General features: G+C 32.0%; 13 protein-coding genes and 2 pseudogenes. 4 read left to right on the top strand and 11 right to left on the bottom strand.

Translation table 11 applies throughout. The annotated features are described in order from the left end of the window. The first annotated feature begins 283 nt into the window (after nucleotides 1-283). A complete protein-coding gene (locus P8V03_RS16195) occupies nucleotides 284-760 on the top strand; it encodes a hypothetical protein (RefSeq protein ID WP_318798980.1) in 477 nt (158 codons plus the stop codon). A 203-nt stretch (nucleotides 761-963) separates the two neighbouring features. Continuing rightward, nucleotides 964-2,016 (top strand): FAD:protein FMN transferase, encoded by a 1,053-nt coding sequence (locus P8V03_RS16200; protein ID WP_318798981.1) that lies wholly within the window; start codon nucleotides 964-966, stop codon nucleotides 2,014-2,016. Nucleotides 2,017-2,154: 138 nt separating this feature from the next. Here P8V03_RS16200 and P8V03_RS16205 read toward each other — a convergent pair. Beyond that, nucleotides 2,155-2,519: pseudogene (locus P8V03_RS16205) on the bottom strand (winged helix-turn-helix transcriptional regulator). A 173-nt stretch (nucleotides 2,520-2,692) separates the two neighbouring features. Between P8V03_RS16205 and P8V03_RS16210 the strand changes: the two are divergent. Next, nucleotides 2,693-3,340: a flavodoxin family protein gene (locus P8V03_RS16210; RefSeq protein ID WP_318798982.1), complete on the top strand. Its 648-nt coding sequence runs from the start codon at nucleotides 2,693-2,695 to the stop codon at nucleotides 3,338-3,340. A gap of 321 nt (nucleotides 3,341-3,661) precedes the next feature. Here P8V03_RS16210 and catA read toward each other — a convergent pair whose 3' ends face one another. Next, on the bottom strand, nucleotides 3,662-4,321 hold the full coding sequence (catA, locus tag P8V03_RS16215) for a type A chloramphenicol O-acetyltransferase (protein WP_318798983.1): 660 nt from the start codon (nucleotides 4,319-4,321) through the stop codon (nucleotides 3,662-3,664). Between the two features lie 319 nt (nucleotides 4,322-4,640). Between catA and P8V03_RS16220 the strand changes: the two genes are divergently transcribed. Beyond that, complete coding sequence (locus P8V03_RS16220; RefSeq protein WP_318798984.1) at nucleotides 4,641-5,096, top strand: AraC family transcriptional regulator; 456 nt, start codon at nucleotides 4,641-4,643, stop codon at nucleotides 5,094-5,096. A gap of 256 nt (nucleotides 5,097-5,352) precedes the next feature. Here P8V03_RS16220 and P8V03_RS16225 read toward each other — a convergent pair whose 3' ends face one another. The 9 genes and pseudogenes from P8V03_RS16225 to P8V03_RS16265 all read right to left on the bottom strand — a co-directional run. Next, entirely contained in the window at nucleotides 5,353-6,732 is a 1,380-nt protein-coding gene (locus tag P8V03_RS16225; RefSeq protein ID WP_318798985.1) for a DUF4179 domain-containing protein, read from the bottom strand. Next, on the bottom strand, nucleotides 6,725-7,273 hold the full coding sequence (locus P8V03_RS16230; RefSeq protein ID WP_318798986.1) for a sigma-70 family RNA polymerase sigma factor: 549 nt from the start codon (nucleotides 7,271-7,273) through the stop codon (nucleotides 6,725-6,727). The genes P8V03_RS16225 and P8V03_RS16230 overlap by 8 nt, the downstream gene beginning before the upstream one ends. A gap of 343 nt (nucleotides 7,274-7,616) precedes the next feature. Beyond that, on the bottom strand, nucleotides 7,617-8,462 hold the full coding sequence (locus P8V03_RS16235; RefSeq protein WP_318798987.1) for an aldo/keto reductase: 846 nt from the start codon (nucleotides 8,460-8,462) through the stop codon (nucleotides 7,617-7,619). A 204-nt stretch (nucleotides 8,463-8,666) separates the two neighbouring features. Next, entirely contained in the window at nucleotides 8,667-10,565 is a 1,899-nt protein-coding gene (gene abc-f, locus P8V03_RS16240) for a ribosomal protection-like ABC-F family protein (protein ID WP_318798988.1), read from the bottom strand. 371 nt (nucleotides 10,566-10,936) lie between these two features. Continuing rightward, nucleotides 10,937-11,083 carry a hypothetical protein gene (locus P8V03_RS16245; RefSeq protein WP_261669832.1) on the bottom strand — a complete coding sequence of 49 codons (147 nt, stop codon included), beginning with the start codon at nucleotides 11,081-11,083 and terminating at the stop codon, nucleotides 10,937-10,939. Nucleotides 11,084-11,204: 121 nt separating this feature from the next. Continuing rightward, a complete protein-coding gene (locus tag P8V03_RS16250; RefSeq protein WP_318798989.1) occupies nucleotides 11,205-12,248 on the bottom strand; it encodes an aldose epimerase family protein in 1,044 nt (347 codons plus the stop codon). Nucleotides 12,249-12,419: 171 nt separating this feature from the next. Then, nucleotides 12,420-14,411, bottom strand: a complete 1,992-nt coding sequence (locus tag P8V03_RS16255) for a methyl-accepting chemotaxis protein (RefSeq protein WP_318798990.1) — start codon at nucleotides 14,409-14,411, stop codon at nucleotides 12,420-12,422. A gap of 152 nt (nucleotides 14,412-14,563) precedes the next feature. Then, complete coding sequence (galT, locus tag P8V03_RS16260; RefSeq protein WP_318799002.1) at nucleotides 14,564-16,057, bottom strand: UDP-glucose--hexose-1-phosphate uridylyltransferase; 1,494 nt, start codon at nucleotides 16,055-16,057, stop codon at nucleotides 14,564-14,566. A gap of 21 nt (nucleotides 16,058-16,078) precedes the next feature. Then, a pseudogene (locus tag P8V03_RS16265) lies at nucleotides 16,079-17,224 on the bottom strand (galactokinase); the annotation flags it as partial. Nucleotides 17,225-17,331 lie beyond the last annotated feature (107 nt).

Below are 17,331 nucleotides of genomic sequence, written 5' to 3' on the forward strand. Positions count from 1 at the left end.
ATATTTCTGCTTATCTGTTTCTTTATAACAAGTGCCCATTTATTCAATTATATATCAAGGGAATAAAAAACTACAATATTTAATACAGACTAAACATAGATCCCTTCTCCTAGACTGATGCTAGTATAATATTGTAGACAAGAAAAGCAGAGCACCTTAAAATAGAGACAAGAGAAGGTTTAGCTAGGGAAGATGGAAATATTACTATGCATAGTAACTATTTCAGCAGAGTGTTTTATTGATGAATCTGATAGTTTAAAGTGAAATTGAGGGGGAGTCTACTTTGAAAAAGTATTTTACTGTTGCAACAATAGTAGTGCTAGTCTCTGTATTGTTTTGGCCTAGACTTACGAAAAAGCATATTCCGTTGTCACCACCTGAGATTAGGGTTACATATAATCAGAGCAAAATTGAAACTATAAAAAATGAATATACTTGGTGTGATAAACCTAATGGAGGAGCTACACATATGGGTGATAATCCACTTGATTTAACGAAAAACCTTAAAACTGTTTCTGTAAAAAAAGGTGAAGAAATAAAATTTGATTTTGATACTTCGTGGAAACAGCCAAACAAAACTGCTGTAGACCTAGTAGTAGCAGGTAAGGACGGTCCCCTATATCCTAATTTAGTTAAACAAGTGGTAAATAAAAATTCTTTTAATGCCCCAGTAGAAAATGGAGAATATACCTATTCAATCTTTGGATGGTGGGAGGAAGGCCGTTCCGTTACTTATGTATTCAAAATAAATGTCATGTAGATAAGTAAATTTAGAGTCTTCATATCTATCTGTGTAATAACTATTATAAGTTTAACTTTTATAGTGACTTTATATATCAATCTTCTCATTTCAAGCTTTAGCTCTGCAAGATATTAAAAACATTCTATGAAATTAATAAAAAATAAGATAAAATAATTAGATAAGCTATCGAATTTCTTAAAGTATCTCATGGAGGATTACGAATGATAAAAAGAATATCTATAATGATGACGTTCATTATGTTAACACTTTTCTTTGCTGGATGTTCAAAAAAAGATCAAGAAATTAACAGGACATCCTTAAAAATGGATACTGTTATCCAAATAAAAGCCTATGGTCCCAACGCTAGTGAAGCTATAGACGCAGCTTTTACAAGAATGGATGAAATTGAACAAATGGCTAGTGCAAACATAGTGACTAGTGACATAAGTAAAATTAATCAGGCCGCAGGTAAGGAGTATGTAAAGGTACATCCTGAAGTTATTAAAATGCTTAAAACCGCAGTGAAATATTCTAAATTAAGTAATGGAGCCTTTGACATAACTGTAGGACCGCTTATAAAACTTTGGGGAATAGGTACTGATAATGAGAGAATACCTACAGATGCAGAAATTAAGTCAAAATTACCATTGGTAGGATACAGTAATATCAGCATAATGGATGGGAATAATAGTGTTAAACTACTAAAGGAAGGTATGTCAATAGATTTAGGTGGCATAGCCAAGGGATTTGCTGCCGATGAGGTTATAAAAGTTTTTGAAAAATACGGTGTTAACAGTGCCCTCATAAGTCTTGGTGGAAGTTCTATACATACTCTTGGCAAGAAACCAGATGGTACACCTTGGACAATTGGAATTCAGCACCCAAGAAAGGATAATAAGCAAAACTACCTAGGTATAATTAATTTGTCAGAACAGGCGCTCTCTACATCTGGCGATTATGAGAGATTTTTTATAAAAGATGGTAAGAGGTATCATCATATATTAAATCCAGCCACTGGCTACCCAACAGACAATGGAGTGATGAGTGATACTATAGTTATAGATAGTAATATTCCTGACGGTAATATGCTTGCCGATATTCTTACTAAAACTGTTTTTGTATCTGGCATAGACAAAGGTTTAAAAGTTATAGACAGTTTACCAGGTGTTTCATGCATGGCTGTAACTACAGACTATAAAATCTATAAATCATCAGGTTGGAAGATACAACTAGATAATCTAAACCCTGAATTTACAATGGCAAATCGACAATAATACAGTATTTTTTCATCGCATTTTAAGTTGACTTGATTGCGATGTTGAGAGTAAAAAATAGCATATACTTAAGCATTTACAAGTAATTTAGACTTGGTTTATGCTTAAATATATACACCTCAATATCACAATCAATTATTAGTCATTTTTAATATTTAGGTTTTCATCACGAATTTTTATCTGATCTTTTGCCCACTCTTGAAAAGCCTTTAAAGATGGAATAAGTTTTTTCCCATTTTCAGTTAAAGAATACTCTACACGGGGTGGCATTTCTAAATATTGAACACGATTAATTATTTTATAGTATTCCAATTCTTGCAAGCAATTAGTCAGAGACATATTAGTAATACCATCTAGTTCTCTCTTTAGCTCATTAAAACGCACTATATTTTTTTGCTTAGCACACATAATATAGGCAATTTCCACTTACCTCCAATTATTTGTAGTGAATATATTACAGGGGAGTTTGTATACTCAGCAATGTTCTTCTTTTCATTTTTCATAATAAATAGGCTCCTTTAGTCAATAAAAAGATACCTAATCAAAATAAATTGCGTACTATTATTATTTTGATTTAGTAATATAATTATATCATAGAAAACAAACATAAAGTAAAAGTTAAAATAACCAATAGTATAGAAATTATACTGGTGATTAGAAAAGGATGGGAAAACTAATGAAACTTATTGCAATTAACGGTAGTCCACGAAAAAATTGGAATACAGCAACTTTGTTAAATAAGGCTCTTGAGGGAGCCGCTTCACAAGGAGCAGAAATTGAATTGATAAATCTTTATGACTTGAAATACAGGGGATGTATCAGTTGCTTTGCCTGTAAAAGAAAAGATGGTCAGCATGGTAAATGTGCGATGAAAGATGATTTAACAAATATTCTTGAAAGACTTGAAACAGCAGATGCCATTATTTTCGGTTCTCCTATTTATTACATGAACATAACAGCTGGAATGACTGCCCTTTTAGAGCGTCTTTTATATTCACATAGTATATATAGTTCGGAAATACCAACGATTTATCCTAAAAAAATCCAGACAGGGTTTATTTATACTATGAATGCAACAGAAAAATATATTGAAGAGTCTGGATATAAGCTAAGTTTAAAGCCTCATCAGGATTTCATTACAAGAATGTTAGGAAAACCCGTGGAATTATTGTACAGTTATGATACCTACCAATTTTCTAATTATGAGAAATATGAGTCCTCCATTTTTTCAGAAGAGGCGAAGGCAAAACAAAAATCAGAGCAATTTCCTGTTGATTGTCAAAAAGCCTTTGATATGGGGGTAAGGTTTGCCACGAATGCCTAACGAGTTGCGAAAGAAGTTGCAATATGCTGAAACTATTGAAAAGTATAGGTAAATTGAAACTTATTATATTTGGCGATAAAGGCGTGGTTTCGTCTGTTATTGCCGAAGAGCTGCAACGTCTTAATCCAAGACTTCAGGCAGAACAAATCCGGGAAGCTGACCACAGTGTCCACTTAAACAGCCGGAGCGCTTTGCGGCTGTCATCGGATCTTTCATACGTTCAATAGGATATGTTTTAGAGTAGTATTTAAAATAAATCAATTTTTAAGGGAAGCCATCCGACTTCCCTTATTTTAGTTTATAAGATAAGAATAGTATAGTCTATTTATGTCTTAACCATGTTTGAGAATTTACTGCTAATTCTTGTACCTCATTAATAAATCTGCTGGTATGGTAACCATCACAAACTGCATGGTGAACCTGTATGGACATAGGAATAAATATTTTATTATTCTGTTCGAAATACTTACCAATAGTAAAAATAGGAACTAAATATCTTCCATCATTATATATATTCAAATTAAACCCAGTAAAACTCACCCAAGGTATGCAGGATATAGGAAATGTATTAGCTGGCTCATTCAATTTCGGAGTAAACCTCATAATGTCCCCATAGTTTTTAATATCATCAAAATACTTACTGTAAAAACACGGAAAATTTTCATCGTATTCTGTCCAGATACTTGAAAATGTTTCGTTATCCTTATGAAAGATAGTATAGCTCGGACTCATACTATCCCAGTATCCTAAATTACCGTTTTCATCAAAACAAGTGCGGAATTCCTTATGATTATTAACCACAGTTGCAATGATATAAATAAGTGTTGGATACAGTTTAAGTTTTTTAAGTTTAATATCATGCAATAAATTTGTTATTTCTATATTTGCTGTCATGCTATAAGTGCACCTAACAGAATTCAAATAGTGTTCAAAATATGGTTTTCTGGTCCAATGTTCAATATCTATTAAATTAAATTTCATAGTTTTAGCCTCCTAAAAAGTTTCGTTGACTTATTTTAGAAGGCTATCTTAATTGCGATAATCACTTTACAACCTCCAAAGCTGTACTTATGGTTTGTATTATAGCATATGTGCTATAATGTATCAATAATCCGCATCTATCTAAAATATGGCCTATAAATAAGCGAGTTGTGAAACAATATCAATATCCCTATATATAGTCCTCACAGATACTTTGGTATTAGCTCTGATAATTTTAAAAAATAAGTTGAAATACATTTTAAAGCATTATATGATGAATTCAGACATCGATGTACTCTATTGAAAAGGAAGTTAAATTATGGACATTAGTATTGAAATAATACCATCATATAAAATTGCTTATATACGAAGAACAGGTCCTTACGGTTCAGAGAATGTGCAAATAATGGAACAATTAAAAAGTTGGGCTAGAGAAAAAAACTTGCTTAGCGAAAGTTCAATTATATTAGGAATAGCCCAAGATAACCCCCAATTCACAGAAGCTAAAGATTGTCGTTATGATACATGCTTAGTTGTTTCGGATGAATTTAAGGTTGATAATAAGTATATTAATTTCGGAAAAACTGTTGGTGGAAAATACTGCATATTTAAAATAAGTCACACAGTAGATGCTATACAAAAAGCATGGATGGAGATATTTTGGGAACTATCAAAAAGAAACTATGAATTTGATGATAGAAGACCTATTATTGAACGCTATGCAGCGCAGATGATAAATAGGCATTATTGTGAAATTTGTGTACCAATATTATGATAAATTATGCTTACTATAATTATGAATTTACGCAAAACCTTTAGTAGACTACTATATGTCAAAGGAAAGCTATTAAACCCTTAATAAATCAAAATCTCATAGAGAGAAAATTTGATGTCTTTATGTATGATTTTGAATAGGTCTAATATAAGTATTAGATTACCTTCTCAGTGAAATTTTTTAGAAAACCTATTAGATTCGATAGGTTTTCTAAAAAATAAACTCTAAACTGACAAAGAAGAAGTTAGATATATAACTATTGCAAATTAATTTTTATAGCCTGATCTTTAAGCAAATCAATTTTCTGTACTCCAGTAAATGTACCAATCTTCGCTATCTTTGAAAAATCTACATTTTTATTACCAAAGGTTAGCGTCTGGGTAAATTCTCCAGTTTGTCTATCAACTGCCGTAGTGCTTCCATTAGCGCCGAGGTCAAGATCGTTTCCAGCGGCATCGTAGAATAGAAATGCGGGATCCCATAATTGAAGTCCTTCATTATGGTACTTAATTCTTATTACGTTTTTATCAAACTCTATCTTATCAACAATTCTACTGCCGGCATTATTAGTTTTAAAGGTTATAGGCAGCTTCTGAATATCAACCTTTTCAATAATTGCCTTACCTGACTCAGTAAATTTTATTGGTACTAAGCTTATGTATTTCATACCGGTACTCCCTTTAATAAATTCAAAAGAATTCGTTGCTTTACCAAAGCGGCTGCCCTGTATATCAGTATTTAATACATCTAAATTATTCCCCTTATCATCAAAGATAGCAAATATATCAAAGAGCCTGTCATTCAAGGTTTTTTCACTTATAACTATTTGGTCTCCAAAGGGAGAAATAGATACCTTATCTATTATAATACTATGTTTATAGTCTCCTAAATCAATAGTTTTCTTTATATTAGGCTTTACTGTTTTTGTTTCAACAGCAACATCAGATTTGTCTACACTAGCTGTAATTACCCATTTTCCTTTTGTTTTGAAGATTTCATCTGTAGATATTTCAACATCAAACTTCTCAGGTAAGTTAATTTGAGATACATTAAATCTTCTCATTACCTTTAAGACCTTATCACTCTGAAAGTAAGCATCTATATCATTGTGGTTGGATTCCTTTGCCTCTTTTCCGTTGATTTTAAGTTTTAGAAAAGGTGTAGATAAAAAGGCCTCAAAAATCTTAGCATCATCGTCATTAGGGAACATATTTATTGAGTTTTGACTCTCTATAGTATAAAAGATATTCATAAAGTTATCATCTGTCGCTATATTTTCTACTTTAAATTTTATGCCTTTGTCCTGAACAGAAACCCCTATTGACTTATTAAATTTATCAAAGCTGGTTTTATCAGTAATATATCGTGTATCTTTTGTATTATCAAAGTGTGATATAATTCCGCTTAATGTATTTTTAATTGTTGAAGTGGTACTTGCCAGAACAGTAGTACAGGATATGGCAGCTACCAATGCGGCAACTAAGGCTATCTTTTTTATAGACCTCTTATGTTTTTTATTATTAGGTAAGTTAGCAAGCGTGTTATTAATACTCCTATTTAAATTCTCTGGTATATAACAGACTTCTTCTTGAGCCTTTTTTTTGAGCAGCTTATCAAAATTATCTAATTTATTCAAAACTATCACCTCCTGAGTTTTCCTCCATCATTACCTTAAGCTTTACTTTGGCTCTGCTTAGTCTGGACTTTACCGTACCTTCAGAGAGGTTTAGAATCTTACTGATATTCTTTATACTTATATCATCATAGTAAAACAAAATGATTACACTCTTAAACTCCTCCTTTAATTGGTTAACATAAAACATAAGGTTATCGTCAGTTTTATCTTCGTAGCTTCCTTCATAGGCTGTAAAATCATCTGTAAGCTCTATTTTCTTGTGTTTTTTTATTATGCTGTAACATTCATTGACAAGTATTTTCATAATCCAAGGTTTAAAGCTATTCATTGCTTTTAGCTTATGTATATTCGTATAGGCTTTAATAATAGTTTCACTTATAGCGTCTTGAACATCAGCTTCGGTTTTTAAAATACTTTTTGAGAGCCTATAGAGAGAAACCTTATTCTCCAGAATAAGTTCCGCAAAAGAATCCTTACTTAGAGTTTTAAAGTTAACAACTTCTATTTTGGAATTTACTGTAGTACTATTTTCTAATTCCAATTCACCACCTCCATACATATGATAGATGATTTATAACTCCAAAAGGTTCCCGAATATTGAGAGAATAAATAAATTATACAATAAAAACGGTTCGGTAATTCTGGAAGTGTTTGGAATGAAATGAGTTTAGACAAAGTTAATTCGCCATCTTCTTGAAATATTGAGTATTCTAGGTTGACAATCCCACCTAGAATTTTTTTAGGCTATGTTTTAACATCATATTAAAACATAGCCTAAAATATTTAATGCTCAACGTATAACATCATCTTATACACAGGCTGCCAAGTCTAATTACTAGGCTACCTTTGAGTCCCATAATAATGCTAAGATAAATTAGCTCACCTTATTTATTAAATATGTCAGGATTTGCATAAACATTATCTGGATCTTTTCCAAATCTTAGACCTTGATCTAATTGTTGAATTTTATCCATATCCTCTTCACTTAGTTCAAAATCAAATATATCTGTATTTTCTTTTATTCTTGCAGGAGTTGTTGACTTAGGAATTGTAACAATCCCCTTTTGCAAATCCCACCTTAATACAATTTGAGATACTGTTTTTCCATATTTCTTTGCAAGCTCTTGTAATAAATCAACTTTAAGGATATTACCTCTCATCAATGGTGACCATGCTTCTAACTGTATGTTATTATCTTTGCAGAAGTCTAGTAAGTCATTTTGAATAAGGTAAGGATGGAACTCCACTTGATTTACCATTGGTGGAATTTCAGCATCTTCCATTAAATCTCTTAAGTGACTTTCTTTGAAATTACATACTCCAATAGCCCTTACCCTTCCTTCCTTATAAAGCTTTTCTAAGGCTCTCCAGGTTTCTTTATTCAAAAGCTGAGGCCAGTGAATTAAATATAAATCAAGATAGTCTGTTTGAAGCTTTTTAAGGGAAGTTTCAAAAGCATTTAGAGTTTTTTCATAGCCTTGGTCTGAGTTCCAAACCTTACTTACTAAAAATATCTCTTTTCTTTCTATTCCACTTTCCTTTAATGCGATTCCAATTCCCTCTTCATTATTATAAAGAGAAGCTGTATCAATATGTCTATAGCCTATCCTGAGAGCTTCCTTTACTGATTCAGTAACTGTACTTCCATCTTCTATCTTATAAGTACCAAAACCAAGCCATGGCATCTTCACTCCATTATTTAATGTGGTGCAGCTATTTATGTTTTCCATTATAATCGTCCTTTCTTTATACAATATATTTGTAAAAATCCTCAAAAACATAAATTGCTTATTTCCATAGCAATTTATATTTTTTACTATCATTTCCTATAATTATACTGAAAGGATTTCTTAAAATCAAAAGTTTTTATTATGATATTAACAATGCTGTGCTGCAAAAATTTTCAGTATAAAGTTAACTTACTTCAACAAATGCTATAAACTTTCTATTTCCACCCACTTTTCAAGGGTTAAATCTAATTCTGATTGAATTGCTGCTCTTTCTTTTTCTAGCTCCAACAATTTATCATAGTTACTTCCACTATTAATCATTTCATTATTTATAGCTTTTAACTTTTCCTCAAGTTCCCCTACTGTCTTTTCCAACATTTCAGCTTCCTTTATCTTGTTATTAGACAGCTGTTTTTTAGTATTTGCTTTGCCCTTTAATTTTTTCTCTTTTTCTTTATTAAGAGGTTCTATTTTATTTTTACTGGACTCCTCCTTCTTCTCTTTATAATATTCATAATTTCCATAGTAATCTACGACTCTTTTATTTTCTATTTCACATATTCTATGTGAAAGTTTATTTATAAAGAATCTATCATGGGATACAAATAGAATAGTTCCACTAAACTCCATTAAAGCATCTTCAAGATTTTCTCTAGAATCTATATCCAAGTGATTAGTTGGTTCATCAAGTATTAATAAATTTATATTATTTTGAATCAACTTACAAAGCTTAAGCCTGCTTTTTTCTCCTCCAGAGAGATTCTTAACCTTTTTAAAAACACTTTCTCCATAGAATAAAAATTTGGCTAGTATTCCCCTTGCTGAACCTTCTAAAATATTCATATCCTCTCTAAAAGCTTCAAGAACCGTTAATTCTTCATTGCTAAAGGTTATATTTTGAGGAAGGTATCCTATTTTAGTGTTGGCTCCAAGCTTTGCTTCCCCAAAATCAGCCTCAACTTCGCCTAAAAGTATTTTTATAATAGTTGATTTACCGCTTCCATTATCACCTATTAAAGCTGTACGCTCTCCATATCTAACATATAAATTTAAATTCTCTAACAGCTTTTTTTGTTCAAAGCTTTTACATAGGTCTTTAATAATTACTACTTCTTTACCAGACCTGTCTGCATCAACAAAATCTAATTGAATTTTAGGTTGCTCTATTAGAGGTTTATCAATTTTTTGTATTTTATCTAACCTCTTTTGCATACTTTCTGCTCTTTTAAAAAACTTTTCATTATCTCCCTGGGCAGCCCATTGCCTTAATTGTTTTATTGCTTTTTCCATAGCCTTTATTTTTTTCTGTTGATCCTTATAAGCTTCAAACTGCTCAAAAACTCTTCTTTGCTTTTCCTTAATATAATAAGAGTAATTACCATTGTATAAAGAACTTTCTCCATCTTCAATTTCAAGTATCTTTGTCACTACTCTATCTAAGAAATATCTATCATGAGAAATAACCATCACTGTTCCTTTATATCCTTTAAGATATCCTTCAAGCCATTCTATTGATGCCATATCTAAATGATTTGAAGGCTCATCAAGAAGGAGTATATCTGGATTCTGCAATAGAATTTTACCTAATACTACAATGGTCTTTTCACCACCACTTAAACTTATGAACTCTCTATTTAGAAATTCATCATTGAATTTTAACCCAGTACAAACCTTACTCATATTTTCTTCTATTTCATAACCACCTTTTGCTTCATAAAGTTCATTAAGCTCACCATATTTTTTTATTGCATATTCTAATTTACTACCTTCTAAAGTAGCCATCTCTAATTCTAATGTCTTTAATTCTTTACCTATTTCATATTGGATTTCAAAAGCAGTTTTTAAAACATCTAATACTTTAAATTCTTCAGAATAGCTAGGTATTTGATCTAGGTACCCTATAGTAGCATTTTTTCTTATAAAAATATCACCCTTATCCTGTTTTTCAATACCAGCAATAATTTTAAATATTGTAGTTTTACCTGCACCATTTCTTCCTATTAATCCAACTCTTTCTCCACTTTCAACTTCAAAATTAATGTTCCTAAAGATTCTATTGCCACCAAAATATTTTTCTATTTCTTTTAATGCTAACTGTATCACTGTTAACTCCTCCCTATGTTTATGTTTTTTTGCAAAATAATAAAACCTAAGTAAGTAATACTCACCTAGGCTTTTATATTTTGAAACAAAATTGTGGAAAGAAATTAATGGCTAGAAATAACCTAAATACTGGCGGCACAAATCAATACCATCTCTAGATATAGAACTAGCTTTATCCGATGACTACCCGCTCTAATACTCCCTCTTCCCTAAGAGGGAGTATTAGAGCGGCTGCGTCCTGGATTCGTTCAACTAAGAATCAGATGGAGTTGAAACTCCATCTGATTCAAGTTTCCACTTCATAATATAAAAATTAAAACCTAGGTAAGCTACTCCTTACCTAGGTTACAAATAACAAAATTATAATGTATTTAAGGCAAAGATAACTCACTTCTTTTTAGTATACTATTTAATTTTGGACAGACTTCTCCCGTAAAATCACAAACTACATGTGTGATTCCAGATAATGACATTGGTAGTCTATCTAAAATTGTATTTACTAAAAAGACCTTAGCCATCTTTTTCACCTCCATAACTTTTTTATATAACATATTAAAATTACCATATATTCTACTAATTATCAATATTTATTTTTAGATATTCTTTTAAGTCATTATACCCTATAGCTTAACTACTTAATTATTCAAGTGAAAAAGTATACTTAGTTCTTGAAATAAAAATCTCCTCTGGCCTTAAAATGCAATCAGGGAAACTCTCATGATGAATTGCATCTGGTGGTATCTGAGTTTCTAAACAAAGCCCTAAGTAGCTCCTAGAACTTACTCCATAAAGGTCCATTCCTTCTTCTAATTGATTACTGGTATAAAGTACAACTGCTGGTGCATCTGTATTCATTACTAATTTACGACCGCTTTCCTCATCCCACAGCAGTATTTCAGAGTTATTGCTGTTTAATATAAAGGTATGATCATAGCCCTGTCCAACTATTTTGTTTTGAATATAATTAGAACTAACGCCCTCTTTTATTTTTCTTCCCTTTCTAAAATCAAAAACTGTATCACTTACCTCTAAAACCTTTCCAGTAGGCAGTAATTCTTCATCTATTTCTAAGAACTTACTACTATCTACTTTCAAACTGTGTTCTAACACATCTCTCTTTAAATTACCGCTCAAATTAAAATAACTATGGTTTGTTGGATTAAATAATGTTGTCTTATCTGTTTCTGCCTTATATTGAATTATAAATTCATTATCATTGTTAAGGATATATTCTACTTTCACATCAAGGTTTCCTGGATAGCCTTCTTCTCCATCTAAACTGGTATAGGAAAATTCTATCTTAATCTCATCTTCCCCTTCTGTAATTTCTGCCTCCCATATTACATCATTAAAACCTTTTACCCCTCCATGTAGATGGTTCTTTCCATCGTTATTTGCTAATGTATAAGTTCTTCCTTCTAGTTCAAATTCTCCTCCTTTTATCCTCCCTGCTACCCTTCCTACAACGGCTCCAAAATAAGGAGACTTTTCCCTATAGCTTTCTATATCCTCAAAGCCCAACACAATATTTTCATACTTTCCATGCCTGTCTGGAGTTACTATCTTTGTAATTACACAACCATAATCTAAGCAACTAATTTCTATCCCCTTATCATTTTTTAATGTGTATTCGTATACATTTTCCCAATTTATTTCTCCAAAAAGCTTTTTAGTTACCTTCATACCTCTCATCCCCCTTTTTCATATACATTAACCCCAAGTCCAATGTGGAAAAACATACCTAAAACCTTAATTCAACCTTAAACCTTACTGCAGCAACTGTCAATATATGAATAGAACCATTTTTTACCCTAAAAAACAAAGTGCCTGTGTGAAAACAAGCACTTTATCATTTTAAACCTTAAACTTTGTAATTAAATCTTCTAATTCTATAGCAATGTTATATAACTTTTCTGCAAAGTTTGATATTTGCTCTATGCTGGCAGATTGCTGCTGAGTAGATGCGGAAATTTCCTCTGTTGTAGAAGCAGCCTCTTCTACCACTGCAGATATATCTTCTATGGCCTTAACAACCTCTTCTTTATCCTTGCTCATTTGTCCAATATCCTTAATTAAAGAATCAATTTTTTCAATGATATTTGTAACTGACTTATCTATACTAACAAAGGCCTCCTCTGTTACCTTGCTCATTTCACTTGTATTTTCTATAGTTTCTCCTGCAACAATCATTTCTCCTTTCGTACTCTCAATTATTCCTTTAAATTCCTCTATAATATTTTCAATCTCTACAGTAGATGCTGCTGTGTCAGAAGCAAGTTTTTTAATCTCATTTGAAACTACTGCAAAGCCCTTTCCTGCCTCTCCAGCCCTTGCTGACTCTATGGCAGCGTTAAGTGAAAGTAAATTAATTTGAGAGGTTATATTTTTTATTGTCTCAGTAATTACGCTGATTTTTCTTGATTTTTCATCAAGAATAACTACTTTTTCCCCAACTCTGCTTGCAACGGCTTTATTTTTCTCTACTACACTTTGAAGTTTAGCAGCAACCTCTATTCCGTTGTCTTTAGCCTTTTTACTTTCGTCTATAAGCTCCCTTATTTGTGAAGAGGTATTATTGGCATCTTCAATTTCCTTAGAAAGCATTTCTAGTTTAACTGCACTTATTTGTGTGTTTTTAGCCAATTCAGTAGACCCTTGTGCCATGTCATCAATTGCCTTTGCTATACTTTCAATTGACCCTGTTGTTTCTCCCAAGGTAGAGGATAGCTCTTTAATGTTTTTTTCTATAACAAGGTACGTCTGCTGTATCTTCTCTATTATTTCTCTCATGGTCTTCCTTGTGTTTTCCAGGGCCTTAGCCATAACTCCTGTTTCATCTTTTTTCTTATAAATCTTTTCAATATCATCATCCTTAACTAAATCCAGCTGTTCTGTTTTAACTAAAAGCTCTGTTACTTTCTCTATTGGTTTTACAAAGGAAGTACCAATAACTATGCTTAGCAAAATAACGGTAATGACAGTTATAGCTACTAAAGAGACAACTACCTTAGTATTTTTATTTAACCCCTCTAATACTTCTGATGTCTTTCCTGTCACAACTAACTGCCAATTTGCCGCATCTATTGCATGATAGTAACCTAATCTCTCTGTCTTATCAAAGGCTATATACTCCAAGTTACCGCTATGATTTTTAAATACAGTTTCCTGAAAGACTTTAGCATTATCAGGATTTACCTCGGCGTACTTTTTCCCTATATTCTCCTTTGTTGGATGAAATAAAAATACAGTAGTATTCTTATTTATTAAATATCCATAACCTGTTTCTCCTATTTTTATGTCCTGCACAGTTTTAATCATTCTTTCTGCATCAACTGTCAGCATAAATAAACCTTTAAATTCTCCTCCATCCTTTATTATAGGCTTTATAAATACTATTACATTCTTTCCAGTACTTTTGCTTGTGACTATATCACTGAGTATAATGGAGTCCCCCTTTTGAGCCCTTAAGAAATACTCTCTATCAATAACACTGCTCTTTTTCCCTTTGTCATCTACTGCATTACCTTTGCCATCGGAAAAAACCACACTATCAATACCAGCATACTGTCCTTTAATACTTTTTAACATTGGTACAATACTGTTTTCATCAGTTGTTTGTATTTCAGGGTGACTTTTGTATACTGCATCTAACAAATCTATCTTTTCTTCCATCCACAGGTTTATTCCATCTGCTTTACTCTCTGCAAGATCCTGCAGGTGGGCGGTTATTTCTTTGTTTTGATTACTGCTGTAACTTAAAAGCTGATAAGAATTAGTAATTAAAAGCGGAATTAAGGATAATACTAGCGTGAAAATCAGTAGTTTTATTTTAATACTTTTTACCACTTAACTTCTCCCCCTCGTAAAAATATGTGAATATGGTTTTTATCTAGTACATAATATGTACTATTTTTAAACTTGTCCTTAACTTAAAATAAATAAAGAGATAGAATATAAATCTTATTTACACTCTATCTCTCTGCTTATTTCTAAACTAATTAATTCAAGCTTTCTATAAATCTCTTAAAGGCCTTTCTGCCTCTTTCATCTCTCTTAAATACTGCTGCATCCTCTAATACTCTCTTAAATTTAGCTGCAGTCTCTTTTCTTATTATTTCCTCTAAGTTATCACTATTTAATTTTTCTCTATATCTTTCTTTTAATTCCTCTGCCCAATTTTTATGGTATTCTGCTATATTGTCTTTATGCCCTAACAAGTACTCTCCTACATCTTTTAACTCGGTTTTAAGTCTTGCTGGAAGGACTGCTAGTCCCATAACTTCAATTAGTCCTATATTTTCCTTTTTGATATGATGAACATCTTCCCTAGGATGAAAAATACCTAGAGGATGGTCTTTACTGGTGCGGTTATTTCTAAGTACAAGATCTAGTTCAAAAAAGTTGTTCTTTTTTCTCGCTATAGGGGTTATGGTATTATGTGGAACCTCCTTTGTATAGGCATATATATCTACTGACTCATCATTATATCTTCTCCAGGAGTTTAAAATATGTTCTGCTGTATCTACTAGTGATGCTATATTTGCGCTTTTTAAGCGAATTACAGACATTGGCCATTTAATTACAGCACATTGAACCTCTGGAAACCTATCTATTTTAAATTTACATTCTTCTTCTGCCTTTGCCATAGCAAATTCATATCTACCACCTTGATAATGATCATGGGATAGTATGGAGCCTCCTACAATTGGAAGGTCCGCATTGGAGCCAAGAAAATAGTGTGGAAATAATTCTACAAAAGCCAGCAGACTAGAAAAGCTTTGGCGATCTATTTTCATATCTCTATGCTCTTTGGAAAGTACTATACAGTGTTCATTGTAGTAGGAATAAGGAGAATATTGTAAATACCACTGCTCCTTTAATAAATCTATTCTAATCATACGATGATTAGCGCGGGCAGGGTGTCCTATTCTTCCTGCATATCCTTCATTTTCAATACACAACAGACACTTAGGATAGTTTGTGCTTTTTAACTTTCCTTCTTTTATGATATCCTTTGGATTTTTTTCTGGTTTAGATAGATTTATAGTAATATCAAGTTCTCCATATTCTGTACTTGCCTTGTAATTAATATTTTTTCCAATCCTCTTACTTTGAATATAATTGCTGTTTTTACTTAAATCATAAAAGTATTCCGTTGCCCTTTCTGGATTTTCTTTATATCTTTCATAAAAATGCTTATTAATTACAGAAGGCTTATCTATAAAGCAATCCATTATACTGCTAGACAGTATTTCCCTTTCATCAAAAATATCTTCAATTATTCCCTTTTCACAGCCGTACTTCACTATTTTTTCTAATAACTCTGGTATATCTTCATTATTTACTTCTCCAGCAGTCTCTGCAGCTTTCATCTCCTCTATACCTAAAAGAGCAATAATTCTGTTTGATACATAAACTTCATCTTCTTTTTCAATAAGCCTTGCATCTACTGCTTTATTAATTAACTTTCTAATAACTTCATATATATTTATAGTTATCCTTATTTCTTTTGCTCCGTCACCAATATCTGCAGTGTAGAAGGAAGCCTCATATCCTATAATTTCTTTGTATCTCTTTCCTACCTCCTTAATAAACTTTTCTGTATATTCCTTTTCAACAATAGCAATAGCACAGCCTCCAAAGCCTGCCCCAATCATACGGGAACCTAAGACTCCTTTTTGCTGCCAAGCTGACTCCACTAAGGTATCTAATTCTTTTCCTGTAACTTCATAATCATAACGAAGGGAATTGTGAGAATCATTAACTAGCTTCCCAAACTCTATTAATTTTCCCTTTTTCAATTCTTCCAGTGCCCTTATGGTACGACGATTTTCATAAACTGCATGTTTTGCCCGTTTTATTAATATTTCATCGCCAATGACCTTTTTATGACTTTCAAAGCTTTCTTCATCTAGTTCACCAAGGGATTTTACCTTTGTCACTGTCTGAAGTCTTTTTAAGGCCTCTTCACATTCTGCCCTTCTTTCATTGTACTTAGAGTCTGTTAGTGAACGACGTTTATTTGTGTTCATAATAATGATATTGTGATTATCTAAGGTTATTGGTGCATAGGAATAGTTTAAGGTCTCACAATCAAGTAAAACTCCATAGCCTTCTTTTCCCATTCTAATGGCAAACTGGTCCATTATACCACTGTTTACACCTATAAATTCATTTTCCACCCTTTTTCCTATCTTCACCATCTCAATAGGATCTATATCTAAATTAAATAACCCTTCTAATAGTACTGCTGTCACTAACTCAATAGATGCAGAGGAAGATAGTCCTGCACCATTTGGTATTTCTCCATAAAATAAAATATCCATTCCTGAATTAATATCAAAGCCTGCTTCGATAAAATAACGGATTATTCCCTTTGGGTAGTTACTCCAAGCATCCTCTCCTTTATAGTCTAAATCCTTCAAGGAAAATTCTATTATTCCCTTTTCTTCAAAATTCATAGAATACATACGAACTACATTTTTATTATTTTTTTCAGCAAAAGCGTATGTGCCAAGAGTGATTGCACAAGGAAAAACATGTCCACCATTATAATCTGTGTGTTCTCCAATTAAATTAATTCTTCCTGGAGCAAAGAATAGTCTATAATTTTCCTGCCCAAATTTATCTTTAAAAATATCCCCACAGCCATTAAGCATTTGAATACCCCCTTGTGTTCTGTGCTTTTAAAACAAAGTAAATTTTACTAAAATTTTACTCCTTTTTCACTAGGAACTCAATAAAAAACTGGCACATGCTTTTAAAC

The sequence above is a fragment of the Clostridium tanneri genome (genome assembly GCF_033659955.1).
Lineage (GTDB): Bacteria > Bacillota > Clostridia > Clostridiales > Clostridiaceae > Clostridium_AM > Clostridium_AM tanneri.